We start from the raw sequence: 25,941 nt of genomic DNA on the forward strand, positions 1-25,941 counted from the left end.
AAATCAGTTGAAACCAGGCCCTCCATAATCGAAGGAACGGCGGATTTTGGGAGGATTTACCGTGGGGAGGGAACTCACGGTTTAATATGGTTAACTAGGCTATGGCCCGTGGGTATTCGTAAAAATTGCTAGGATACGGAGTCCAGAATTTCCATTCACAGGAGTTGCTAAGGCATACATGGTTGGTCAATTTGCAAATTTCGTCGATCTGCTCCAGTACAGAGCTAAACTCCAGGCGCGGAAAACCGTGTTTAGTTTTCTGGCTGATGGCGAAACGGAATCTGCGGCCCTGACCTACGGAGAATTAGACCAAAAAGCCCAGGCGATCGCCGCTTTTTTGCAAGCTAACCAGGCCCAAGGGCAACGGGCATTATTACTTTATCCACCGGGTTTAGAGTTTATCGGTGCCTTTTTGGGATGTTTGTATGCTGGTGTTGTTGCGGTGCCAGCTTACCCACCACGGCCGAATAAATCCTTTGACCGCCTCCATAGCATTATCCAAGATGCCCAGGCAAAATTTGCCCTCACCACAACAGAACTTAAAGATAAAATTGCCGATCGCCTCGAAGCTTTAGAAGGCACAGACTTTCATTGTTTGGCTACAGATCAAGTTGAATTAAGTTCAGGAAAAAACTGGCAAAAACCGAACATTTCCGGCACAGATCTCGCTTTTTTGCAATATACCAGTGGCTCCACGGGCGATCCTAAAGGAGTGATGGTTTCCCACCACAATTTGATCCACAACTCCGGCTTGATTAACCAAGGATTCCAGGATACAGAGGCGAGTATGGGCGTTTCCTGGTTGCCGCCCTACCATGATATGGGCTTGATCGGCGGTATTTTACAGCCCATCTATGTGGGGGCAACGCAGATTTTAATGCCTCCCGTGGCCTTTTTGCAGCGACCTTTTCGATGGCTAAAGGCGATCAACGATTATCGGGTTTCCACCAGCGGTGCGCCAAATTTTGCCTATGATCTCTGTGCTAGCCAAATTACCCCGGAACAAATCAGAGAACTCGATTTGAGTTGTTGGCGGTTGGCTTTTTCCGGGGCCGAACCGATCCGCGCTGTGACCCTCGAAAATTTTGCGAAAACCTTCGCTACAGCAGGCTTTCAAAAATCAGCATTTTATCCCTGCTATGGTATGGCTGAAACCACCCTGATTGTTTCCGGTGGTAATGGTCGTGCCCAGCTTCCCCAGGAAATTACCGTCAGCAAACAGGGCATTGAAGCTAACCAAGTCCGCCCTGCCCAGGGGACAGAAACGACGGTGACCTTGGTCGGCAGTGGTGAGGTGATTGGCGAACAAATTGTCAAAATTGTTGACCCCCAGACTTTAACGGAATGTGCCGTCGGTGAAATTGGCGAAGTATGGGTTAAGGGCGAAAGTGTTGCCCAGGGCTATTGGCAAAAACCAGACCTCACCCAGCAACAATTCCAGGGAAACGTTGGTGCAGAAACGGGCTTTTTACGCACGGGCGATCTGGGTTTTTTGCAAGGTGGCGAACTGTATATTACGGGCCGTTTAAAGGATCTCCTGATTATCCGGGGGCGCAACCACTATCCCCAGGACATTGAATTAACCGTCGAAGTAGCCCATCCCGCTTTACGACAGGGAGCCGGAGCCGCTGTATCAGTAGACGTTAACGGGGAAGAACAGCTAGTCATTGTCCAGGAAGTAGAGCGCAAATATGCCCGCAAATTAAATGTCGCGGCAGTGGCCCAAGCTATTCGTGGGGCGATCGCCGCCGAACATCAACTGCAACCCCAGGCCATTTGTTTTATTAAACCCGGTAGCATTCCCAAGACATCGAGCGGGAAGATCCGTCGCCATGCCTGCAAAGCTGGTTTTCTAGACGGAAGCTTGGCAGTGGTCGGGGAGTGGCAACCCAGCCACCAAAAAAAAAGAAAAGGAATTGGGACACAAGCCGTTACTCCTTCTACGACAACATCAACGAATTTTCCCCTGCCTGACCAGCACCAACAGCAAATTGAAGCCTGGCTTAAGGATAATATTGCCCATCGCCTCGGCATTACGCCCCAACAATTAGACGAAACGGAACCCTTTGCAAGTTATGGGCTGGATTCAGTACAAGCAGTACAGGTCACAGCCGACTTAGAGGATTGGCTAGATCGAAAATTAGACCCCACTCTGGCCTACGATTATCCGACCATTCGCACCCTGGCTCAGTTTTTGGTCCAGGGTAATCAAGCGCTAGAGAAAATACCACAGGTGCCGAAAATTCAGGGCAAAGAAATTGCCGTGGTGGGTCTCAGTTGTCGTTTTCCCCAAGCCGACAACCCCGAAGCTTTTTGGGAATTATTACGTCAAGGTAAAGATGGAGTTCGCCCCCTTAAAACTCGCTGGGCCACGGGAGAATGGGGTGGTTTTTTAGAAGATATTGACCAGTTTGAGCCGCAATTTTTTGGCATTTCCCCCCGGGAAGCGGAACAAATGGATCCCCAGCAACGCTTACTGTTAGAAGTAACCTGGGAAGCCTTGGAACGGGCAAATATTCCGGCAGAAAGTTTACGCCATTCCCAAACGGGGGTTTTTGTCGGCATTAGTAATAGTGATTATGCCCAGTTGCAGGTGCGGGAAAACAATCCGATCAATCCCTACATGGGGACGGGCAACGCCCACAGTATTGCTGCGAATCGTCTGTCTTATTTCCTCGATCTCCGGGGCGTTTCTCTGAGCATCGATACAGCCTGTTCCTCTTCTCTGGTGGCGGTTCATTTGGCCTGTCAAAGTTTAATCAATGGCGAATCGGAGTTGGCGATCGCCGCCGGGGTGAATTTGATTTTGACCCCCGATGTGACCCAGACTTTTACCCAGGCGGGCATGATGAGTGCAACGGGCCGCTGTCAAACTTTTGATGCCGAGGCTGATGGCTATGTGCGGGGCGAAGGTTGTGGGGTCGTCCTCCTCAAACCCCTGGCCCAGGCAGAACGGGACGGGGATAATATTCTCGCGGTGATCCACGGTTCGGCGGTGAATCAAGATGGACGCAGTAACGGTTTGACGGCTCCCAACGGGCGATCGCAACAGGCCGTTATTCGCCAAGCCCTGGCCCAAGCCAGTATTACCGCCGCCGATTTAGCTTACCTAGAGGCCCACGGCACCGGCACGCCCCTGGGTGATCCCATTGAGATCAATTCCCTGAAGGCGGTTTTACAAACGGCGCAGCGGGAACAGCCCTGTGTGGTGGGTTCCGTGAAAACAAACATTGGTCACCTCGAGGCAGCAGCGGGCATCGCGGGCTTAATCAAGGTGATTTTGTCCCTAGAGCATGGGATGATTCCCCAACATTTGCATTTTAAGCAGCTCAATCCCCGCATTGATCTAGACGGTTTAGTGGCCATTGCGAGCAAAGATCAGCCTTGGTCAAGCGGGTCACAAAAACGGTTTGCTGGGGTAAGTTCCTTTGGGTTTGGCGGTACCAATGCCCACGTGATTGTCGGGGACTATGCTCAACAAAAATCTCCCCTTGCTCCTCCGGCTACCCAAGACCGCCCTTGGCACTTGCTGACCCTGTCTGCAAAAAATTCCCAGGCCTTAAATGCCCTGCAAAAAAGCTATGGAGACTATCTGGGCCAACATCCCAGCGTTGACCCACGCGATCTCTGTTTGTCTGCCAATACCGGGCGATCGCCCCTCAAAGAACGTCGTTTTTTTGTCTTTAAACAAGTCGCCGATTTACAACAAACTCTCAATCAAGATTTTCTGGCCCAACCACGCCTCAGTTCCCCCGCAAAAATTGCCTTTTTGTTTACGGGGCAAGGTTCCCAATACTACGGCATGGGGCAACAACTGTACCAAACCAGTCCACGCTTTCGGCAAGTGCTGGATGAGTGCGATCGCCTCTGGCAGACCTATTCCCCCGAAGCCCCTGCCCTCACCGACCTGCTGTACGGTAACCATAACCCTGACCTCGTCCACGAAACTGTCTATACCCAGCCCCTCCTCTTTGCTGTTGAATATGCGATCGCCCAACTATGGTTAAGCTGGGGCGTGACGCCAGACTTTTGCATGGGCCATAGCGTCGGTGAATATGTCGCGGCCTGTCTGGCGGGGGTATTTTCCCTGGCAGACGGCATGAAATTAATTACGGCCCGGGGCAAACTGATGCACGCCCTCCCCAGCAATGGCAGTATGGCGGCGGTCTTTGCCGATAAAACGGTCATTAAACCCTACCTATCGGAGCATTTAACCGTCGGAGCCGAAAACGGTTCCCATTTGGTGCTATCAGGAAAGACCCCCTGCCTCGAAGCCAGTATTCACAAACTCCAAAGCCAAGGGATCAAAACCAAACCCCTCAAGGTTTCCCATGCTTTCCACTCCCCTTTGATGGCCCCCATGCTGGCAGAGTTTCGGGAAATTGCTGAACAAATTACTTTCCACCCGCCGCGTATCCCGCTCATTTCCAATGTCACGGGCGGCCAGATTGAAGCGGAAATTGCCCAGGCCGACTATTGGGTTAAGCACGTTTCGCAACCCGTCAAATTTGTCCAGAGCATCCAAACCCTGGCCCAAGCGGGTGTCAATGTTTATCTCGAAGTCGGTGTGAAACCAGTGCTCCTGAGTATGGGACGCCATTGCTTAGCTGAACAAGAAGCGGTTTGGTTGCCCAGTTTACGTCCCCATAGTGAGCCTTGGCCGGAAATCTTAACCAGTCTCGGCAAACTGTATGAGCAAGGGCTAAACATTGACTGGCAGACCGTGGAAGCTGGCGATCGCCGCCGGAAACTGATTCTGCCCACCTATCCCTTCCAACGGCAGCGGTATTGGTTTAATCAAGGCTCTTGGCAAACTGTTGAGACCGAATCTGTGAACCCAACCCCTGACGATCTCAATGATTGGTTGTATCAGGTGGCCTGGACGCCCCTGGACACTTTGCCCCCGGCCCCTGAACCGTCGGCTAAGCTGTGGTTAATCCTGGGCGATCACCATCATTCTCACCAGCCCATTGAAGCCCAATTTAAAAACGCCCAGCGGGTGTATCTCGGCCAAAGCAATCATTTTCCGACGGCTGCTCCCTGGGAAGTATCTGCCGCTGCCTTGGATAATTTATTTACCCATGTCGGCTCCCAAAATCTAGCGGGCATTCTTTACCTGTGTCCCCCAGAGGAAGACCCAGAAGACCTAGATGAAATTCAAAAGCAAACCAGTGGCTTCGCCCTCCAACTGATCCAAACCCTGTATCAACAAAAGATCGCGGTTCCCTGCTGGTTTGTGACCCACCAGAGCCAACGGGTGCTTGAAACCGATGCTGTCGCCGGATTTGCCCAAGGGGGATTATGGGGCCTCGCCCAGGCGATCGCCCTCGAACATCCAGAGTTGTGGGGCGGAATTATTGATGTCGATGACAGCCTGCCAAATTTTGCCCAGATTTGCCAACAAAGACAGGTGCAGCAGTTGGCTGTGCGGCAGCAAAAACTCTACGGGGCACAACTTAAAAAGCAACTGCCACTGCCCCAGAAAAATCTCCAGATCCAACCCCAACAGACCTATTTAGTGACAGGGGGACTGGGGGCCATTGGCCGCAAAATTACCCAATGGCTAGCCGCAGCAGGAGCAGAAAAAGTAATTCTCGTCAGCCGGCGCGCTCCGGCAGCGGATCAGCAGACGTTACCGACCAATGCGGTGGTTTATCCTTGCGATTTAGCCGACGCAGCCCAGGTGACAAAGCTGTTTCAAACCTATCCCCACATCAAAGGAATTTTCCATGCGGCGGGTACCTTAGCCGATGGTTTACTGCAACAACAAACTTGGCAAAAGTTCCAGACCGTCGCCGCCGCCAAAATGAAAGGGACATGGCATTTGCACCGCCATAGTCAAAAGCTCGATCTGGATTTTTTTGTGTTGTTTTCCTCTGTGGCAGGGGTGCTCGGTTCACCGGGACAAGGGAATTATGCTGCCGCAAACCGGGGCATGACGGCGATCGCCCAATATCGACAGGCCCAAGGTTTACCCGCCCTGGCGATCCATTGGGGGCCTTGGGCCGAAGGGGGGATGGCAAACTCCCTCAGTAACCAAAATTTAGCGTGGCTGCCGCCGCCCCAGGGACTAACAATCCTCGAAAAGGTCTTAGGCGCCCAGGGGGAAATGGGGGTCTTTAAACCGGACTGGCAAAACCTGGCCAAACAGTTCCCCGAATTTGCCAAAACCCATTACTTTGCCGCTGTTATTCCCTCTGCTGAGGCTGTGCCCCCAACGGCTTCGATTTTTGACAAATTAATCAACCTAGAAGCTTCTCAGCGGGCTGACTATCTGCTGGATTATCTACGGCGGTCTGTGGCGCAAATCCTCAAGTTAGAGATTGGGCAAATTCACCGCCACGATAGTTTGTTGGATCTGGGTATGGATTCGCTGATGATCATGGAGGCGATCGCCAGCCTCAAGCAGGATTTGCAACTGATGTTGTACCCCAGGGAAATCTACGAACGGCCCAGACTCGATGTGTTGACGGCCTATCTAGCGGCGGAATTCACCAAGGCCCATGATTCTGAAGCAGCAACGGCGGCAGCAGCGACTCCCTCCCAAAGCCTTTCAGTCAAAACAAAAAAACAGTGGCAAAAACCTGACCACAAAAACCCAAATCCCATTGCCTTTATCCTCTCTAGCCCCCGGTCGGGTTCGACGTTGCTGCGGGTGATGTTGGCCGGACATCCGGGGCTATATTCGCCCCCAGAGCTGCATTTGCTCCCCTTTGAGACTATGGGCGATCGCCACCAGGAATTGGGTCTATCCCACCTCGGCGAAGGGTTACAACGGGCCTTAATGGATCTAGAAAATCTCACCCCAGAGGCAAGCCAGGCGAAGGTCAACCAGTGGGTCGAAGCGAATACACCCATTGCCGAAATCTATGCCTATCTCCAACGGCGAGCGGGACAACGTTTACTCATTGACAAATCTCCCAGCTACGGCAGCGATCGCCACATCCTAGACCACAGCGAAATCCTCTTTGACCAGGCCAAATATATCCATCTGGTACGCCATCCCTACGCGGTGATTGAATCCTTTACCCGATTGCGGATGGATAAACTGCTGGGGGCCGAGCAGCAAAATCCCTACGCCCTCGCGGAGTCCATTTGGCGCACCAGCAACCGCAATATTCTAGACCTAGGTCACATGGTCGCTGCGGATCGATATCTCCAGGTGATTTACGAGGATCTCGTTCGTGACCCCCGCAAAGTTTTGACAGATATTTGTGATTTCCTGGGGGTGGACTTTGACGAAGCGCTCCTTAATCCCTACAGCGGCGATCGCCTCACCGATGGCCTCCACCAACAATCCATGGGCGTCGGGGATCCCAATTTCCTCCAGCACAAAACCATTGATCCGGCCCTTGCCGACAAATGGCGCTCGATTACTCTACCCGCTGCTCTCCAGCCGGATACGATCCAGTTGGCCGAAACGTTTGCTTACGATCTCCCCCAGGAACCCCAGCTAACGACCCAGAGCCAATCCCTGCCCCCCATGGCTGAGCGATTCGTGACCGTACGCGGTTTAGAAACCTGTCTCTGTGAGTGGGGCGATCGCCACCAACCATTGGTGCTACTTCTCCACGGCATCCTCGAACAAGGGGCCTCCTGGCAACTCATCGCGCCCCAGTTGGCTGCCCAGGGCTATTGGGTTGTGGCCCCAGACCTACGCGGTCACGGCAAATCCGCCCATGCCCAGTCCTACAGCATGCTTGATTTTTTGGCTGACGTAGATGCCCTTGCCAAACAACTAGGCGATCGCCCCTTTACCTTGGTGGGCCACTCCATGGGTTCCATCATCGGTGCCATGTATGCAGGCATTCGCCAAACCCAGGTAGAAAAGTTGATCCTCGTTGAAACCATTGTGCCCAACGACATTGACGACGCTGAAACCGGTAATCACCTGACGACCCATCTCGATTACCTTGCCGCGCCCCCCCAGCACCCGACCTTCCCCAGCCTAGAAGTGGCCGCCCGCCGCCTCCGCCAAGCCACGCCCCAACTGCCCAAAGACCTCTCGGCGTTCCTCACCCAGCGCAGCACCAAACCCGTCGAAAAAGGCGTCCAATGGCGTTGGGACGCTTTCCTCCGTACCCGGGCGGGCATTGAATTCAATGGTATTAGCCGGCGACGTTACCTGGCCCTGCTCAAAGATATCCAAGCGCCGATCACCCTCATCTATGGCGATCAGAGTGAATTTAACCGCCCCGCTGATCTCCAGGCGATCCAAGCGGCTCTCCCCCAGGCCCAACGTTTGACGGTTGCCGGCGGCCATAATCTCCACTTTGAAAATCCCCAGGCGATCGCCCAAATTGTTTATCAACAACTCCAGGCCCCTGTACCCAAAACACAATAAAAAATATTGCAAAGTGCAGTCCGAAAACCCGTAAATATTAGATCCTAAACATCTGTGGAACCTTGACCAAGATTCCCACACAACCCCACGGGATCATCCGGACTAACCGGGATCTTCTGATTAAAATTGTTAGACCTGATATCCTGAGAACTAGACCCCTTTATAAGATCGCTCTCTAGAAACACCCATGCACCTGAGTGAAATTACCCATCCGAACCAACTCCACGGCTTGACCGTCCGTCAGTTGGAAGAGATTGCCCGGCAAATTCGCGAAAAACACCTCCAGACGATTGCCGCAAGTGGTGGCCACCTCGGCCCTGGTTTAGGGGTGGTTGAACTAACCCTCGCCCTCTACCAAACCCTTGATCTCGATCGCGACAAGGTGGTGTGGGATGTCGGTCATCAGGCTTATCCCCATAAATTGATTACCGGACGCTACAACGAATTCCACACCCTCCGGCAAAAGGATGGGGTAGCTGGTTACCTTAAGCGCAGTGAAAATGTGTTTGATCATTTTGGTGCTGGCCACGCCTCGACCAGTATTTCCGCAGCGCTAGGGATGGCATTGGCACGGGATGCCAAGGGAGAAGATTTTAAATGTGTGGCAGTCATTGGTGATGGTGCCTTGACAGGTGGCATGGCCCTCGAAGCCATCAACCATGCAGGTCATTTACCCGACACCAACTTGATGGTGGTTCTCAATGACAATGAAATGTCTATTTCCCCGAATGTAGGAGCCATCTCGCGGTACCTCAATAAAGTTCGCCTCAGTGATCCCGTCCAGTTTTTGACCGATAACCTCGAAGAACAGGTCAAGCACCTCCCGTTCCTTGGGGACTCCCTCACCCCAGAGATGGAACGGCTCAAGGACAGCATGAAACGCTTGGCGGTCTCGAAGGTTGGCGCCGTCATCGAAGAATTAGGCTTTAAATATTTTGGCCCCGTGGATGGCCACAACCTCGAAGAGCTGATCCGCACCTTTAAACAGGCCCACAAGGCTAAAGGCCCGACCCTCGTCCACGTCGCCACAGTTAAAGGCAAAGGTTATGCGATCGCCGAAAAAGATCAAGTAGGCTACCATGCCCAGAAACCCTTTGACTTGGCCACAGGCAAGGCTTTCCCTTCGAAGAAACCAACCCCACCGAGCTATTCCAAGGTCTTTGCCCATGCCCTGACCACCCTCGCAGAAAACAACCCCAAAATTGTCGGGATTACAGCGGCGATGGCCACTGGCACAGGGTTAGATAAGCTCCAACAGAAATTACCAAAACAGTACATCGACGTCGGCATTGCCGAACAACACGCCGTTACCCTAGCAGCAGGCCTCGCCTGTGAAGGGATGCGGCCAGTGGTGGCGATTTATTCGACCTTCCTGCAGCGGGCCTACGACCAAATCATCCATGATGTTTGTATTCAAAAGTTACCAGTCTTTTTCTGCCTTGACCGGGCGGGTATCGTCGGTGCTGACGGGCCGACCCACCAGGGGATGTATGACATTGCCTATCTCCGCCTGATTCCCAATATTGTGGTGATGGCACCCAAGGATGAAGCTGAACTGCAACGGATGCTCGTCACGGGGATTGAATACACGGACGGGGCGATCGCCATGCGGTATCCCAGGGGGAATGGCGTCGGCGCACCGTTAATGGAAGACGGCTGGGAACCCCTGCCCATCGGTAAAGGAGAAATCCTGCGCAATGGTGATGACATCCTCCTGATCGGCTATGGTGCCATGGTGCACTCGACCCTCCAGGTGGCCGAAATTCTCAGTGAACACGGCATTAGCGCCACGGTGATCAACGCCCGTTTTGTGAAACCCCTGGACTCTGAACTCATTGCGCCCCTCGCCAAGCAAATTGGTAAAGTGGCCACCTTTGAAGAGGGTTGCTTAATGGGTGGTTTTGGGTCTGCGGTCTGTGAAGCGCTCCAGGATCATGATGTACTGGTTCCCGTAAAACGCTTTGGCATTGGAGATGTACTCGTGGATCATGCAACTCCAGCGGAATCAAAAGCGGCCCACGGGTTGACCCCAGCCCAGATGGCTGAATCCATTCGGGCGGCATTTTTCCAGAAAGACGCCGCCAAGACAACCACCACCGTTTAAGCAAAATTGACTGTGCTTTGATTTTGATTCCCAGTGCCCCCTCGCTGCCCTGGGGATTTTTTGATGGTGGAACCGTCACAGAAAATTGCGATCGCCAAACCGAACCCGTAAAATTTGGGAGCCTCCCTGTATTTTTGCCTATGAAACGCCGCCACCTGCTCAAATACGGAACCTTTGCTGCCTGGGGTTATGGTCTCACTGCTTGCAATCGACTCCCTGATACCGTTCGTCTGCCAGGAAGATCTGCGAAGCAAGCCAACTTAGAATCAACTCCGCCGGTATTAGATCTGAGTGCCCCGGAAAAGCAAACCCTCACCCTGGGTTATGTGCCGGACTTGGCGATCGCCCCCTGGCTGATGGCCCTCACCCAAGGCTTTTTTGAGCAGTATGGCCTGGAAGTTGAGCTGTATCCCCAGGTGGATCAACAGGCCGTGGAGCAGGGGCTACTAGAATCGCGTTTTGATGCGGCGATTACCTCTTTTTCGACACCACTGATTTATCAGCTCAAAAGTCCTAGGGTTGATCTGGTCGCGTTGATGCAGATTCATCGCCACGGCGGTGTTTTTTGTGGCCGCCAACAGACCTGGGCTGATAATATTCGTTCTGGCATCGACTATGCGAATTTTGCAGAATTTGCGGCGGCCTACCGGGACTATGTGCGGGCTTTACCGGAAAAAACCTTTGGGGTAGACCACGACTACAGCACAACGGCTTATCTTTATCGCTATTGGTGGGCGGCCCTGGGTTTCCATCCAGATCGAGATTTAGAATTGGTGACTTTTGCGCCCACGGAGTTGCGTCATAAATTGCAGGCAGGGTTGATCCAAGGTTACTGCAGCCAAGAACCTTGGGGACAAGAGGCGATCGCCACCGATTCTGGTTTTATCCAATATCTCTCAGGGGATATTTGGCAGGGCCATCCGGGGCCGGTGATTACCACCAGTGCAGGCTGGCTAGAAGAAAACCCAAATACAGCTAAGGCTCTCATTGCCGCCACCCTCCAGGGTTGCCAATATTGCCAAGATCCCACCAACGCGGCTACCATTGGCCCGCTCTTGGCCAGTAACCTTGACCTTGATCCCGCCGCCCTCACCGCCCTCTTCAGTGGCCAATATTTCTACGGGGGAGACGGCGATCGCCCCATTGCCCGGCGGGATAGTCCCATTTGGTTCGATCAAGGGCGACGGATTACGGCCCCCGACCAGGCTAATTATTGCTGGCAATCCCATGGCCTGTGGCTCCTCACCCAGATGGTTCGCTGGCGACATTTTGAGCTGCGGCAATATCCTCAAAATGCCCGTGAATTGGTGGCAGCAGCCTATCCCTCGGAACCCTACGGGGCGATCGCCCAGGGATTTGGGTTGCGTTTACCGCCTGAGTCTTTTAAGTCAGAGATTCACTTCATTGACCAACGGGCTTTTTTACCGAACCAAGTGGCCAGCTATCTTAACCAGTTTAAAATCCGCACCTGACCCTATTTCCCGATACAAAAACGGCTAAAGATCCGATCCAAAACCGATTCAGTCACCCCTTCGCCGGTGATTTCACCCAGGGCTTGGATCGCACTACGCAGATCGATTGTCCAAAAGTCCAGGGGCAACCCTTGGGCAATGGTGCTTTGCACTTGAAGGAGAGCTTGTTGGGCCTGGGTCAAAGCCGCGGCTTGCCGTTGATTAATTGCAAAATCGAGATCGGCGGCTCCCACTTTCCCCGCTTGCACCAAATTGGCGATCGCCGTTTCCAATTCATCCACACCCTGGTGCTGGGCTGCCGCTGTTTTGACGACCCCTTGCACTTGGGGCGGAATTTCAATAGCTTCCGGTTGGCCGATGTCAATTTTATTAAGGATCAAAATTAAAGGTTGATTGGCTTTTGCCGCCACAATTCGCTGAAAAATTTCTTGATCCGCTGCTGTCCACCCCACCGCCGCATCGATGGTAAACAAAATCAAATCCGCCTGCTGGGAAGCGGCAAGGGAACGGGCCACACCAATTTTTTCGACGGCATCCTCTGTATCCCGGATGCCCGCCGTATCCAATACCTGTACCGGGATACCCTGCACCACAAGCTGGGACTCTACCACATCCCGCGTTGTCCCTGGCAAATCTGTGACAATGGCGCGATCGCTGCGGCTCCAGGCATTTAACAGACTCGATTTCCCCACATTGGGACGGCCCACAATCGCTACCTTTAACCCCGTGCGCAATAGTTCGCCCCGGTCAGAGGTCTGGAGAATTTGTGCCACTTTTTCGAGCACTTGGGTCAGATCCCGCTGAATTTGCGGCTCATCCAGGGGAGGTAAATCGTCTTCAAAATCAATGCGGGCTTCCACTTCCGCCAAAATATCTAAACATTGACCCCGGAGTTGCTGGATCGGTTGGGCCAGCTTTCCCTGGATGCCTGCTAGGGCCACTTGGGCCGATTGGGGTGATTTTGCCCCCACCAATTCCGCGACACTCTCAGCCTGGGTGAGATCAATGCGACCATTTAAAAAGGCGCGCAGGGTAAATTCTCCTGGCGTCGCCAACCGCGCCCCAGCCCCTAAACAAAGCTGTAGCACCTGCTGCACGGGAATAATGCCCCCATGGCAGTGGAACTCCACCACATCTTCAGCGGTGAAGGAACGGGGGGCCAGCATCAGCAGGAGCAGCGCTTCATCGACGATGGCTTGGGTTTGGGGATGACGGACGTAGCCGTACAGAATGCGGTGACTCTCCCAGGTCTGCTGGCCAGGGGCTTGAAAGAGTTGACGGGCAATGGGGAGAGCCGCTGCACCAGATAGACGGACAATGCCAATGCTGCCTTGATTTGGGACGACGGCACTGGCGATCGCCACAATGGTATCGCCTAGGTTCACAGTCTAAAACGGGATGTCATCGAGGTTCGGTTCCGGTTCGCTGGGAGCCGGTGCAGGACTAGGAGCGGGAGCCATGGGGTTGATGGGCACCACATTACTGGGGGTAACGGGTGAAGTCGAAGCAGAAGGGGCCATGGTCGTTCCAGGAGAGGTGGGGCCTAGACCAGCACCAATAGCTTGAATTTGCGAAATCACTAACTCTGCTTTCTTTTCTTTAAAGCCTTCGGGGCGTTCGATGGTGTTCATCGTCAGTCGTCCCGTCAGGATCACTTGATCACCGTCGTGGTAATTTTGCTGAATGTCTTGGCTGAGATTATCGCCCCACCCCACGGCCTTGAGTCGACAGGCAGGGTCTCCCTCCCGGAGCGCCGGAAATTCGATGGTGATCTGAGCCAGGGGGGTATTGTCGGGGGTATAGCGCAGTTCTGGTTCCCCTAGGATGCGCGCCATTAATACACAACTATTCATTTCGTCTCGGTTGGCGATCGCCTAACATACGGTTCAATTGTACTTTTTTAAAGCCACGGGTTGCCGTTTAGAAGCGGAGACCTAACCCTCCTTGGAGCGCAACGGCTTTTTCATTTTTACCTTCATAGGCATCAAAGGCAAATACTGCATTGGTAAAGAGCACCGTGTTGCCATTGGGCAGTGCATAATCAAGTCCCGGTTGAATCACCAAGGTGTTTCGATCACCGACGGGGGAAGGGTTGTTTCCGGTTGCGAAGGAATAGCCAGCGCCCACATAGGCATCGAGTTGCCAGGTTAAGGGTACATCATAGGAGATAGTCGGCACAATGGCGGTACTGCCAGAACCGATAAAGGCTTGGGTCCGGAGGGAAATAGGTAATTTTAGAAACTTATAACGGGCCGCCAAAACAGCACTGAGTTGTTGACCTTCGCCGTTCCAGTCAGAGGAAACGCCAACGCTCGCTCCAGCACCCACATAGCTACCATAGGCGGCCTGGGCCTGGGCTGTGGATTGGTAAATCGCGCCAGTGAGTCCTGTTAGTAAAGTCGTGGCGATCGCCAAGTGACTTAAATGCTGTCGGCCGATGCAAGCAAGGCTCATGTTTATACTCCTCAAAACCAGGGGACGGAAATTGTCCAGAATTGCTGCTATTTTAAGGTAAATTTTAGCTTTCTACCACAGAGTTTCGGGGGCGCAAAGGACTTATTAAGGGCCGTTACTAGGTTGAGTAAATATTATTTGTCCAAATGATTTCGTCCAAAATTTAGGCTAGAGATTCAACGTTTTCTAAAACAACAATGCCCGGTTGAACCAATTCCCAAAGATTGTCTTGATCTGTGGTGGCAATGCGAGCAGGTTTGAGTAATTTAATTGTCTGTAAATCTGGCTTTTGGTTACCGTAGCAGATAAAAGTTTGCTGGAAAAAAGCATAATTATCGGGGGTGATTTTAAGCTGGGCGCGGGGCACAAGGTAATACTGATTTTGCACTTCGATGGCCCAATAGTCCCCTTGGTCATCGGTTTGGAATAATAACCCGCTCAGGAAATTTTCAGTTTCTCCGTCAGTTTCGGGGTCTTGGGTCACAGGCGGTTGGACAGCCAAGGCGATCGCCTCTGGGGCCAGGCCCATGGCATCGGCGTTATAGGTTTCCACTAGGGCATCGTAGACATTGAGAAATTGCACCGGAAAATCAGCGTCTGTGTCTGTATCGATTTCTGTTTCCACAGGATTCGGCTCTAGGTAATCGAGCGTTTGTGAAGCTGGATTGAATGCCTCTAGGTCGCCTGGGATATTCGTGGCCAGCGGTTGTGAATGCGGTGTTTCGCTGAAGGGAATAGTGGTGGGTTGGGTTGTTACTGGCGACGGGGCGATCGCCGCAAAATTTTCCTTGGGCGAAAGATCGTAGGTGTTTTGGAGTCGCTTGATAAGCTTTGCTTCTAGCCGATCGAGATCAAAGGAATCCGGTTCCGCATCCGGGAAATAGCGATTTACAGGCGAAGCTGCTGGGGTCGGTTTCCGTAGATAAAACAGGGCAAGGGTCGCGGTGCCTAACAGAAGGAGCAGCCCCAGGAGAAAATTGGTGGTACGCAGGCGTTGTCGCAGGCGCTGATTATCCCGCTGGAGGGTTTGGATCATTGCCGAAAAAGTCGTGCCATCATCCACAACGGTATTTTCCAGACTTAGGCTCGTGTAGAGATAATCAATCGAGGTGGCTAGATCCGGGGCGATCGCCCCTTGGGCTGCGGTTTCATTCAGGGTTTTGAGGGTTTCGCTGAGGTCACTTAACTGTTGTGCAAGATATTCTTCGAGCTCTGTTTGGGTGACGCTACCGTAGAAACCATAGTCTGCTTCACTGAGGTTGCGCCGTTCAAAAAAGTCTAAAAATTCCTGGAGCCGCCGGATCGTTTCTGGATTAAAGCCATCCGTAAAGGGTTCAATCAGGTTGGTGAGATTATTGAGCTGCTGATCAAGGTTGGCGATCGCCGTTGTTAAAGCTTCCCGTTGGGCTGGGTTTTGAATCGTTGCCAGTTGCCCTTCCAGCAACCGGATCTGTTCCTGGAGTTGTTGCAGGCCAGCCCGATCATTCCGAAAAATTTCTGCATCGAAGGCCGCTGTCCCAGTGTTGAGCGCCGCCAAATTGTCAGGGAATTCTTCTAGGTCAGGCCGGAGACCAACAAAACCTTGGTTCAATAACCACAACTCCGCAAGGAATGAACGCCCTTGGGTAGTGGATGTGGCTTCTTGGGCAAAGGTTGGAATTAGGGCAGGTGAGAGCAGTGCCGATCCGTCTGTGCCCAGCAGTAAACTTCCCAGGATTAAACTGTGCCAGCCTTGCCTCATTGCCATACTCTTTTCCTGCGATAGGATTCTTGAACAAAAAAAATTGTGCTCAGAATGTGTGAACTTACTTAAGGTGATTCTAAGGCAGCTTTCCCCCAGAAATTAGCTTAGCCCCAGAAATTCATCGCCGTCACACCCAGAAAATAAAAAGAGATATGCTACCCTAACCAGTGACTTTATGCCCGCCCCTAACTCCTATGAAAATCCGCATTGGTAACGGTTACGATGTCCACCGTCTCGTGCCTGGTCGTCCCCTTATTTTGGGAGGCATTCAGCTAGAACACCACCTCGGCTTAGATGGCCATAGCGACGCAGATGTTTTGACCCATGCGATTATGGATGCGATGTTGGGTGCCCTTAGTTTGGGGGATATTGGCCATTATTTTCCGCCTACGGATCCCCAGTGGAAAGGGGCTGACAGCATTGAATTGCTCAAGCAGGTACATCGACTTATCCAAGAACGGGGCTGGCAAATTGGCAATATTGACTCTGTAATTGTTGCCGAACGCCCAAAACTGAAACCGCACATCCAAGCCATGACTCAATGTCTTGCTGAAGCCCTGGGAGTTGATCCGGATCAGGTGGGTGTTAAGGCCACAACCAATGAAAAACTAGATGCCATGGGTGAGGAAAAGGGAATTTGTGTCCATGCTGTCGCCCTGTTAGTGCAAGTATGAGTCATGGATAATGAAAGTTAAATTATCAAACTCATAGAACAAGATGGTTGGATTCTCACTAGAACTCGCGGAAGTCACCGTCAGTACAGGCATCCAACTAAACTAGGATTAGTAACAGTTGCAGGAAAATTCAGTGATGAACTAGCTCCTGGAACCCAAAATAGTATTCTCAAACAAGCTGGTTTAAAGTAACAAAGTAGAAATGATGCGCTATCTAATCGTCATCGAAAAAACCGATACGGGTTATTCAGCTTATTCTCCAGATTTATCTGGTTGTGTCGCAACAGGGGCAACAGAAGTTGAAGTGACGCAAAATATGCAAGAGGCGATCGCCTTTCACCTTGAAGGATTGCAATTAGAAGGCTTAGAAATTCCACAGCCTTCTGTTTCTTCTGCCTATGTTGAAATTGCAGCGTGAAAAATAAATGCAGCAACAAAAAAGAGGAGACATTATTGGCCTCCTCTTTTTAAGGATTGATTTAAGAAATGAAGCTATTACAGCAGATAGACAAGGCCGAACAGGATAATCCAGACCACATCCACAAAGTGCCAGTAGAGTTCCGCTGCTTCGACACCAAAATGGGCTTGGCCACTGTAATGACCGGCTTCGCGCGATCGCCACAACACTGCCAAGGTAAATAACAGCCCTGCCGTCACGTGGAGACCGTGGAACCCCGTCAGCACATAGAAACAACTGCCAAACAGATGTTCCGTGAGGCCAAACTCCATGTGGGCATATTCATAGACCTGGCCGCCGAGGAAGACCGCCCCCATCAGTGCCGTAATCCCGAACCATAGCTGGAGACCTTTAACATCGTCGTTTTTGATCGCGCTTTGGCCCTTGTGCATCACAAAGCTACTGCTGACCAGGATGATCGTATTCACCGTGGGCACGAGCAATTCTAATTCCTTTGTGAAACCAGGCATCGTCGCCTTATAAATCAAAAAAGCGGCGAACAGCCCCAGGAAAATCATACTTTCTGCGACTAGAAACATCACGAGGCCAAACATCCGGTAGTCAGGATGACCATGGTGTTCCGTCGGGGGCGCTTGATAATCGGTGGCGATCGCCGTATTGGTGGTTGAACTTTGCATTTTTATGACTCCTCTAACTCATTTCTGCCACTTCAGCGAGCATCTCTTCAATGGAATCCTCATCTCTGGGTTCTCCATCAATGCCATACTCATAGGGGCCAGCCCAAAGGACGGGCGGTTCATCAAAGTTTTCGATACTCGGCGGAGAGGTGGTTTGCCATTCCAGGGTGAGAGCACGCCACGGATTCCGTCCGGCTGCTTTCCCATTGACTAACCCCAAGACGATTGACACCAAGAAGGGCAACGTTGATAAGGCCAAAATGTAAGACCCTAGGGTACAAACTTGGTTTAGGGGCTGGAACTGGGGATCATAAAGGGCAATGCGGCGGTTCATCCCCTGGAGACCCAGATAGTGCATCGGCAAAAAGGTCATGTTAAAGCCGATAAAGGTCATCGCAAAGTGAATTTTGCCCCAGGTTTCGTTGTACATTTTGCCCGTCATTTTCGGGAACCAATGGTATACCGCCCCAAAGAGGGCAAAGACAGAGCCACCGAAGAGGACATAGTGGAAGTGACCCACCACGAAATAGGTGTCATGGACATGGATATCAAAGGGAGCTGCTGCCAACATCACCCCTGTTAAACCGCCAATCAGGAAGGACGAAAGAAAGCCAATGGCGAAGAGTAACGCGGAGTTGAGTTGTAATTTGCCACCCCAGAGGGTCGCACACCAGCTAAAGATCTTGATCCCCGTCGGTACGGCTACGAGCATGGTGGTTGCCATAAAGAACATCCGCAGCCAGCCAGGGGTGCCACTGGTAAACATGTGGTGCGCCCAGACGATTAAACCGAGAAAGCTAATTGCTAAACCGGAGTAGGCGATCGCCCGATAGCCAAAGATCGGTTTACGGGAATGGACTGGGAGAATTTCTGAAATGACCCCAAAGAACGGCAGCACCATAATGTACACCGCCGGGTGGGAATAGAACCAAAAGAGGTGCTGATACACAATCGGATCGCCACCGCCCGTGGGATTAAAAAAGGCCGTACCCGCCATCAGGTCAAAGGACAGCAAAATCAAAGCTGCAGCCAAGACCGGAGTTGAGAGCAAAATTAACGCCGAAGTCGCCAACATCGCCCAACAAAACAGCGGCATACTGTGGATGTCCATGTCCGGGGCGCGCATCTTAAAAATTGTGGTGACAAAATTAATCGCCCCCAAAATTGAAGCCGTCCCCAAAATCAGCAGACATAAAATCCAGAGTTCTTCGCCCCACTTCCCAGAGATCAAACTCAAGGGCGGATAGGACGTCCAACCCGCCTGGGGTGCACCTACAAAGAAGCTCAGAATCAGGAGAATACCGCCGACGGGCTGCATCCAAAAGGCCACGGCATTTAACCGGGGGAAAGCCATATCATCCGCACCGATCATCAGCGGGATCAAGTAATTGGCAAAGGCGGCTCCGGCGGGCACAATCCACAAGAAGATCATGATCGTGCCGTGCATCGTAAACATTTGGTTATAGACTTCGGGGGAAACAAAGTCTGGGTCTGGGGTCGCAAGTTCTGTGCGGACAATCTCTGCTAATGCACCACCAATGAAGTAAAACAAGAAGGCCGTAACAAGATATTGAATCCCGATTACTTTGTGGTCAGTACAAAAGGTGAAGTAGTCCGTCCATTTGCGATCGCCCGCATGGTGTATTGTCGCGTCACTCATGGTTGATCGTTGATTAGTTATCGTGCGTTTACTAAAAAATTAGTTACAGGTTTAGTTGGTTTAATTGTTGGAAAAAGCCTGACCTTACTGGGCCATCGACATCATTCCCAAAGGATGATGGGGAATCTGCTCTAGGGTATTTTCAATAATCCCCATCTCCTCGGCGTAGGCCTGGAGAAATTCTGCATCGGTTAAGGCCGTAGAATCGACGGGTAGCAGTTGACCCTCGCCATCTTGCAGCGCCACTGTGCGCGACTGCACCCATTGGTCATAACTCTCTGCCGTTTCAACGGTCATCGTAGTTTTCATGCCGCCATGGTAAGAGCCGCACAATTCTGCACAAATAACTGGGTAGGTGCCTTCTCGGTTGGCCACAAAGCTCAGTTGTGAAACCTGGCCGGGCATCACATCTTGTTTAATGCGAAATTCCGGAAGCCAGAAAGCATGGATCACGTCTGCTGCTTTCATGTTGAGTTGAATTGGACGATCCACAGGCACATGGAGATCCCCGGAGACAATCCCCGTATCGGGGTAGGTGAAAATCCAGGCATATTGCAGGCCATTCACGTCAACCACTAAAGGATCTTCCTCATTGGCCGACATGGATTTACCAATGCCAATGGCAATTTTAGAATCTGGTTCCATTGCCACCATGTTGTCCATGGTATTGGGGTTATGTTGATGATGGTGGGCCATGGTCATACCGCCCCCAGAAACCATCGGGTCGAGGCCGCCCATTTTGTTATAGATTTCAAAGCTATAGATCGCCAAAATAAAGACGATGACGGTGGGGATCGCTGTCCAGACAATCTCTAGGGGAACATTGCCTTCGATCGCCGGGCCATCGGTTAAATCCCCCTGTTTGCGGCGAAATCGAATTAGACAAATCACCAAAACCCCTTCAATCAAGATAAAAAGACCAGTGGCAATGGTCATCATCAGATTAAACAATTCATCGACATCATTGGCGTCGGCGGAGGCGGCAACGGGTAGTAAACCATGGTTTTGACCGTACCAGAGACTGATGAGGGTAATGGCAATTCCAGCGATCAAGGTCGTGATGCTATTGGGAATATTCACGGGAAATGTTGGAGCTTTTTTGGAATAACTGCTGGTTACCACGTTAAAACAAACTGTTTGGAAATGCCTTTGGTTTGTCACAATCTTCATGGTTGACTGATGACAAATCTTGATGATTTTGTATCAAGGTTATTTAAAACTCAATTATGTAATCTATCTGGCCAAAAACTTAAGATTATATTTAGATTTTCTCGGTTATTCGTTGCTTAAATGTAAAGAATTTGTACAGGATAGGTCGCTGAACAGCAGCGTCTAAATGGGTTCACTACAGTGTTAATTAACGAGATTTAGCTATTTTTCTTAGCCTAAAATCTAATTTGTGTAGCTATTTACATCTGTGGCAGTTCTGACTCCGTAGATTGTTAAGCGTTTTGTGAGGAGGCTTCATGGCTCATTCCATTTCATCTCCAAATTCTTTTTCGACAGCGAGTGATCAGGTGAAAACATGGGTTCGTCGCTTGGTTTGGAAAATGGCGATCGCCACCTTGTTGTTAATGGCGATTGGCAGTGCAACACGGGTGATGAATGCGGGACTGGCTTGTCCGGATTGGCCCCTGTGCTACGGGCAACTGGTGCCGACCCAACAGATGAATTTACAGGTTTTCTTGGAGTGGTTCCACCGTTTAGACGCGATGTTGATCGGTCTCTCGGCGATCGCCTTGGTGGGACTCACCCTCTGGTTCCGGACGGCACTACCCCGTTGGCTGCCATGGGCTGCGAGCTTTGCCCTGTTTTTGATTGTGTTCCAAGGGATCCTAGGAGGATTAACCGTCACCGAACTGCTACGCTTTGATATCGTCACAGCCCACCTGGGGACGGCTCTCTTTTTCTTTGTTACCCTGCTCACCATTGGCAGTTGTTTGAGTGACTATCGCGGCAACGGCACCGCCGGAAAATTACCTTGGTTTGGTTTGACGGCAGCCATTTTTATTTATCTCCAAAGCCTGTCCGGAGGTTTAGTCGCCTCCCAGTGGGCCTTGCACCAGTGCTTTTTCCAAGGGGATATGTGTGTGGTGATGGACAGTCACATTGTCGGTGTTGTCCCTGCTACCCTTGCAACGCTCGTCACTGTGATTATGGCTTGGCGGACACCAGCGCTCCACCCTGCTCTCCGCAGCCTGGCCAATGTCGCAATGTTACTGGTGTGCTTACAAATTCTCATTGGGGTAGCCACCTTTAAACTACATCTGCAAGTGGAGCCTCTCACCGTGACCCACCAGGCCGTTGGGGCGAGCCTCCTTGGAACTTTGGCGATGTTTTCTGTTTTTGCGTTCCGCGATCGCCAGCCCCACACCAGTTAAGTCAAACCCTATCTCTCCATTCCTCTGCGTCTTTAATTAAATTCAGGTATTTTTATGCTCGGCACCAGCCTTTCTCCGCACCATGAAAACTTTTGGGCGGTTATCAAAAGCTATTACCAACTCACCAAACCCCGCATTATTCCTCTGCTGCTGATTACCACCGCTGCTTCGATGTGGATTGCCTCCCATGGTCACATTGACCCGGTAAAGTTGCTGATTACGTTATTGGGGGGGACCCTCGCTGCAGCCTCTGCCCAAACCCTCAACTGCATCTATGACCAGGACATCGATTTTTCGATGCAGCGCACCCGTAAGCGGCCCATTCCTTCTGGTCGCGTCCAGCCACGCCATGCCTTAATTTTTGCGCTGATTTTGGGGAGTTTGTCCTTTTCCCTGTTAACGGTATTTGTGAACTTGCTCAGCGCCTGTTTAGCGTTATCGGGCATTGTATTTTATATGCTGGTTTATACCCACTGGCTGAAACGGCACCACGTACAAAATATTGTGATCGGTGGGGCCGCAGGTTCGATTCCGCCCCTGGTGGGTTGGGCAGCGGTTACGGGTCAGTTGGATTGGTCGGCCTGGATTTTGTTTGCGCTGATTTTCCTCTGGACGCCGCCCCATTTCTGGGCCTTGGCCTTGATGATCAAAGAAGATTATGCAGAAGTTGAGGTGCCGATGCTGCCCGTGGTCAAGGGAGAGAAAATAACCGTCGATCAAATTTGGATTTATACATTAATCGTTGTGCCCTTTAGTCTGTTGCTGGTTTTTCCGTTCCACGCATCTGGGCTGTTTTATGCGATCGCCGCCTTAGTGCTGGGAGCCATTTTTATCCAAAAAGCCTGGGAATTGAAGCAAAATCCCTTTGATCAGCCCCTAGCAAAGTCAATGTTTAAATATTCGATCCTTTACATGATGTTGCTTTGTACAGCGATGGTGGTGGATAGTTTACCTGCGGTGCATGATGTCACTGCCCTGGTGACCACAACCTTAGCCTCCCTGACTTAAATTAATGACGCCCCTGTTTTCGCGCCTGCTCGCCCTCGCCCACGATAACCATGCAGCCTTCTATGCCCCCGGTCACAAAGGTGGTCAGGGGATTTTTTCTGGGTTGGCACAAGCCTGGGGGAAGGAAATTTTTCGGGCGGATTTACCGGAGCTCCCCGGTCTCGATAATTTATTTGCGCCAGAAGGGGTGATTTTAGAGGCTCAAACCCTAGCTGCCGAAACCTTTGGGGCCGATCAAACCTGGTTTTTGGTCAATGGTTCCACCTGTGGGATTATCGCCGCCATTTTAGCGACGGTGGGGGAAGGGGAAAAAATTCTCTTACCCCGCAATGTCCATCAATCGGCCATTTCCGGCTTGATTTTGTCTGGGGCGATGCCAGTTTTTGTGAATCCGCCCTACGATCCCCAATGGGATTTGAGTTATGGTTTAACGCCAGAATCTGTTGAGCAAGCCTTGCAAATTCATCCCGATATTAAAACGGTTTTTGTTCTTTCTCCCACCTATCAAGGAGTTTGTCCAGATTTAAAGGCGATCGCCGCCATTACCCAGCGCCACAATATTCCGCTCATCGTTGACGAAGCCCACGGTAGCCACTTTAAATTTCATCCTAATTTCCCACCCACTGCCCTCGAACTCGGTGCTGATCTGGTGATCCAATCGACCCACAAAACCCTGGGAGCGATGACCCAAGCTTCGATGCTCCATCGACAAGAAGTCAGGGTTGATCCCCAGAAAATCAACCGCGCTTTACAACTCGTCGAATCCACCAGTCCCAGCTATTTACTTCTGGCTTCCCTGGATGCGGCCCGCGCCCAAATGGCAACACAGGGCGAAACCCTTTGGTCAGAAACACTCACTTTGGCGCAACAAGCACGGCAAGCCTTGACTTCGATTCCAGGATTAAAAATTTTTGATCCCCAACCCCAGGTAGGCATCGAATATTTTGATCCCACCCGCCTCACAGTTGATGTTTCGAGTTTAGGGTTAACGGGTTATGCAGCAGATGAAATTTTGACGGAAACTTTGGGGGTGATTGCAGAACTCCCCCTGGGGCGATCGCTCACTTTTATCCTCACCTTTGGCAATACAAACCAGGACATTCAGCGGTTAATCGATGCGTTTCAGACTCTTAGTCAAAACAATCAAGCACAACAGCCTTTAAACAAGCCAAACATTTCAACCGATCAGCCTGAAACCTGCTATGGGCTGCCACAACTCTCGCCGCGCCAAGCTTTCTTTGCCACCAGTAGAGCCGTTTCCCTTGAAGCCAGTCTCAATCAAATTTGCGCGGAGTTGATTTGTCCTTATCCCCCTGGGATTCCGGCGATCATGCCCGGCGAAAAAATTACGGCAGCCACCCTCGCCAGCTTGCGCCAGACATTACAACTGGGAGGGGTGATCACCGGGGCTAGTGATCCCAGCTTAAAAACGATTCGTGTGATTGATTAACTTAAAGCAAAAATTTGGCGATCGCCTCGGCGACTCCATCCTCTTCGACGGAGGTTGTCACCGCATCCGCAACGGCTTTGAGGGCAGTAGGAGCATCCCCCATGGCTACGCCAAGCCCTGCATATTCGAGCATTTCTCGGTCGTTAAAATTGTCGCCAATGGCCATCACGTTAGCAGCCTGCAACCCCAGAATTTCTTCAGTGAGAAATTTTACCGCTTGGCCTTTCGTCGCCGTCGGTGAGGTGAATTCTACATATACAGCCGTGGACTGGGTACAGTAAATTTGCTGCTGGGTGTAGCGTTTTTGCACGAGGGGCAAGAGGGTTTTCGGTACCGTTTCTGTGTGGCAAACCGCAAGAATTTTTGTGGGAGCCTGGGCCACAATATCCCGCAAATCGGTGAGCAAATTTGCCTTGCAACCCGTTCTCTCTTGGTAAGCCGCAGTCCGCTCATTGAAGTCATCGACATATAATTCGTCGTTGTGATAGACGTGCAAATGGAGCTGCGATCGCCAATTCTTAGTGCTAAGAAAATCGAGAATATCAAGGGCAATATCGGCTGGCACTGAAAGCTGCTGATGGGGGAGAGTTTGTAGCGGGTCTTGAATCCAAGCGCCGTTATAGGCAATCAAAGGAACATCGGAGGCAATGGCTTCGTAAAATCGCTTGGCCGAACAAAACATACGCCCGGTGGCGATCGCCACTTTGATCCCTTTCCGTTGGGCCGCTTGGATCGCCTCTAAAACCTGGGGACTCACTTGGTTTATTTTCCCGGAAATCGTGCCGTCAATATCCAACACCAGTAGGCGAATGTCCTGCATTGTTTCGGTCAAAATGGTTGTCCCTAAAGCATAGAAGAGTTCCCCTATCCCAGCAACGACCCAAACCCCAAGGCCGGATTGCCACTTTGTATAATAAAAAACACAAGTACAAATTATTGCTGCATTCAAGTTTTAGAGAATTTCACCATGACCACCGAGCGGGAATTTGCCGAATGGCCCGAAAAAATTAGACGGGTTCGTGGCCAAGCGCCCCAACGCAAAACCCAGCGTTCAACCCAAGCGTCCCGTTGGTTACCGATTCTGCTGTTCTTTTCGAGTTTGGCGATCGCCCTTTGGTTCAACCAACAACTCCAGCAACGTCCGGTACAGTCGGGTGGGGAATCGTCCGCAGTAAGACAATATCGGCTCTAGGGAATTAATTTTCTGGTCGTTTTCCCTGGATTTAATGTGGGTGTAAGTTGTTGCTAAGGTTTTTTATGCCAAGGCTCTCAACGAAGGTCTACTTTTTGCAAGCTTAAATCACTATCTGAATGACCCTGTGCTTGGTCTACGAGAGGATAAAAATTCGGTACTGACTGAAAAAATATCCCCTGGGACAGGCTGTGAGGGAACCCTGACTTCGGTTATAAAATTGTTTAGATTTGAGAGGGCGAACGAGGGGACTCGAACCCCCGAATGGCGGAACCACAATCCGCTGCCTTAACCACTTGGCTACGCTCGCCATAATCACGATTAATAATGTTATCGAATTGATTTTATTTTGTCCAGGTTTTT

18 protein-coding genes and 1 tRNA gene are annotated in these 25,941 nt (G+C 51.4%); 10 read left to right on the forward strand and 9 right to left on the reverse strand.

The window, feature by feature from the left end:
• The first annotated feature begins 178 nt into the window (after positions 1 to 178).
• From ols to AACT35_RS04480, 3 genes are all read left to right on the forward strand, one after another.
• On the forward strand, positions 179 to 8,344 hold the full coding sequence (gene ols / locus AACT35_RS04470) for a fatty-acyl-[ACP] elongase/decarboxylase Ols (protein WP_099240974.1): 8,166 nt from the start codon (positions 179 to 181) through the stop codon (positions 8,342 to 8,344).
• A gap of 187 nt (positions 8,345 to 8,531) precedes the next feature.
• The gene (gene dxs / locus AACT35_RS04475) at positions 8,532 to 10,448 is read left to right on the forward strand and encodes a 1-deoxy-D-xylulose-5-phosphate synthase (RefSeq protein ID WP_099240976.1); all 1,917 of its coding nucleotides are present in this window, start codon (positions 8,532 to 8,534) and stop codon (positions 10,446 to 10,448) included.
• Positions 10,449 to 10,588: 140 nt separating this feature from the next.
• On the forward strand, positions 10,589 to 11,920 hold the full coding sequence (locus tag AACT35_RS04480) for an ABC transporter substrate-binding protein (RefSeq protein ID WP_143596823.1): 1,332 nt from the start codon (positions 10,589 to 10,591) through the stop codon (positions 11,918 to 11,920).
• A 2-nt stretch (positions 11,921 to 11,922) separates the two neighbouring features.
• On the opposite strand, the gene mnmE is transcribed toward AACT35_RS04480, so the two are convergent.
• The 4 genes from mnmE to AACT35_RS04500 form a co-directional block, all read right to left on the reverse strand.
• Positions 11,923 to 13,305, reverse strand: a complete 1,383-nt coding sequence (mnmE, locus tag AACT35_RS04485) for a tRNA uridine-5-carboxymethylaminomethyl(34) synthesis GTPase MnmE (protein WP_099240980.1) — start codon at positions 13,303 to 13,305, stop codon at positions 11,923 to 11,925.
• 3 nt (positions 13,306 to 13,308) lie between these two features.
• Entirely contained in the window at positions 13,309 to 13,773 is a 465-nt protein-coding gene (locus AACT35_RS04490; RefSeq protein WP_030006266.1) for a single-stranded DNA-binding protein, read from the reverse strand.
• A gap of 67 nt (positions 13,774 to 13,840) precedes the next feature.
• Positions 13,841 to 14,374, reverse strand: coding sequence for a hypothetical protein (locus AACT35_RS04495; protein WP_012306790.1), 534 nt, complete (start codon positions 14,372 to 14,374; stop codon positions 13,841 to 13,843).
• A 163-nt stretch (positions 14,375 to 14,537) separates the two neighbouring features.
• On the reverse strand, positions 14,538 to 16,121 hold the full coding sequence (locus AACT35_RS04500; protein WP_099240982.1) for a hypothetical protein: 1,584 nt from the start codon (positions 16,119 to 16,121) through the stop codon (positions 14,538 to 14,540).
• 191 nt (positions 16,122 to 16,312) lie between these two features.
• On the opposite strand from AACT35_RS04500, the gene ispF reads away from it, so the two are divergent.
• From ispF to AACT35_RS04515, 3 genes are read left to right on the forward strand one after another with little or no spacing between them, the layout of a single operon-like run.
• Entirely contained in the window at positions 16,313 to 16,792 is a 480-nt protein-coding gene (ispF, locus tag AACT35_RS04505; protein ID WP_030006263.1) for a 2-C-methyl-D-erythritol 2,4-cyclodiphosphate synthase, read from the forward strand.
• A gap of 51 nt (positions 16,793 to 16,843) precedes the next feature.
• On the forward strand, positions 16,844 to 16,984 hold the full coding sequence (locus tag AACT35_RS04510; protein ID WP_254048095.1) for a type II toxin-antitoxin system HicA family toxin: 141 nt from the start codon (positions 16,844 to 16,846) through the stop codon (positions 16,982 to 16,984).
• Between the two features lie 10 nt (positions 16,985 to 16,994).
• Entirely contained in the window at positions 16,995 to 17,210 is a 216-nt protein-coding gene (locus AACT35_RS04515; protein ID WP_223209862.1) for a type II toxin-antitoxin system HicB family antitoxin, read from the forward strand.
• A 77-nt stretch (positions 17,211 to 17,287) separates the two neighbouring features.
• Here AACT35_RS04515 and AACT35_RS04520 read toward each other — a convergent pair whose 3' ends face one another.
• The 3 genes from AACT35_RS04520 to AACT35_RS04530 all read right to left on the reverse strand — a co-directional run bounded on the left by AACT35_RS04520 (position 17,288) and on the right by AACT35_RS04530 (position 20,627).
• Positions 17,288 to 17,887 (reverse strand): cytochrome c oxidase subunit 3, encoded by a 600-nt coding sequence (locus AACT35_RS04520; protein WP_099240984.1) that lies wholly within the window; start codon positions 17,885 to 17,887, stop codon positions 17,288 to 17,290.
• A 13-nt stretch (positions 17,888 to 17,900) separates the two neighbouring features.
• Positions 17,901 to 19,547 carry a cytochrome c oxidase subunit I gene (ctaD, locus tag AACT35_RS04525; protein ID WP_012306785.1) on the reverse strand — a complete coding sequence of 549 codons (1,647 nt, stop codon included), beginning with the start codon at positions 19,545 to 19,547 and terminating at the stop codon, positions 17,901 to 17,903.
• 84 nt (positions 19,548 to 19,631) lie between these two features.
• Complete coding sequence (locus AACT35_RS04530; protein WP_099241143.1) at positions 19,632 to 20,627, reverse strand: cytochrome c oxidase subunit II; 996 nt, start codon at positions 20,625 to 20,627, stop codon at positions 19,632 to 19,634.
• A gap of 386 nt (positions 20,628 to 21,013) precedes the next feature.
• On the opposite strand from AACT35_RS04530, the gene AACT35_RS04535 reads away from it, so the two are divergent.
• The 3 genes from AACT35_RS04535 to AACT35_RS04545 are packed head-to-tail and all read left to right on the forward strand — an operon-like array spanning position 21,014 to position 24,386.
• Positions 21,014 to 21,928, forward strand: a complete 915-nt coding sequence (locus tag AACT35_RS04535; RefSeq protein ID WP_099240986.1) for a COX15/CtaA family protein — start codon at positions 21,014 to 21,016, stop codon at positions 21,926 to 21,928.
• 54 nt (positions 21,929 to 21,982) lie between these two features.
• Positions 21,983 to 22,936, forward strand: a complete 954-nt coding sequence (locus AACT35_RS04540) for a heme o synthase (protein WP_030006259.1) — start codon at positions 21,983 to 21,985, stop codon at positions 22,934 to 22,936.
• 4 nt (positions 22,937 to 22,940) lie between these two features.
• Positions 22,941 to 24,386: an aminotransferase class I/II-fold pyridoxal phosphate-dependent enzyme gene (locus tag AACT35_RS04545; protein ID WP_099240988.1), complete on the forward strand. Its 1,446-nt coding sequence runs from the start codon at positions 22,941 to 22,943 to the stop codon at positions 24,384 to 24,386.
• A gap of 1 nt (position 24,387) precedes the next feature.
• Here the strand turns inward: AACT35_RS04545 and AACT35_RS04550 are convergent, their stop codons facing one another.
• Complete coding sequence (locus AACT35_RS04550) at positions 24,388 to 25,218, reverse strand: Cof-type HAD-IIB family hydrolase (RefSeq protein ID WP_232321509.1); 831 nt, start codon at positions 25,216 to 25,218, stop codon at positions 24,388 to 24,390.
• Positions 25,219 to 25,353: 135 nt separating this feature from the next.
• Between AACT35_RS04550 and AACT35_RS04555 the strand changes: the two genes are divergently transcribed.
• Positions 25,354 to 25,578, forward strand: coding sequence for a hypothetical protein (locus tag AACT35_RS04555; RefSeq protein ID WP_041443433.1), 225 nt, complete (start codon positions 25,354 to 25,356; stop codon positions 25,576 to 25,578).
• A gap of 237 nt (positions 25,579 to 25,815) precedes the next feature.
• Here AACT35_RS04555 and AACT35_RS04560 read toward each other — a convergent pair.
• Positions 25,816 to 25,888: transfer RNA gene (locus AACT35_RS04560), tRNA-His, on the reverse strand.
• Positions 25,889 to 25,941 lie beyond the last annotated feature (53 nt).

Source organism: Synechococcus sp. BDU 130192 (assembly GCF_963876085.1).
In the GTDB taxonomy this organism is placed as follows: Bacteria; Cyanobacteriota; Cyanobacteriia; order Cyanobacteriales; family MRBY01; genus MRBY01.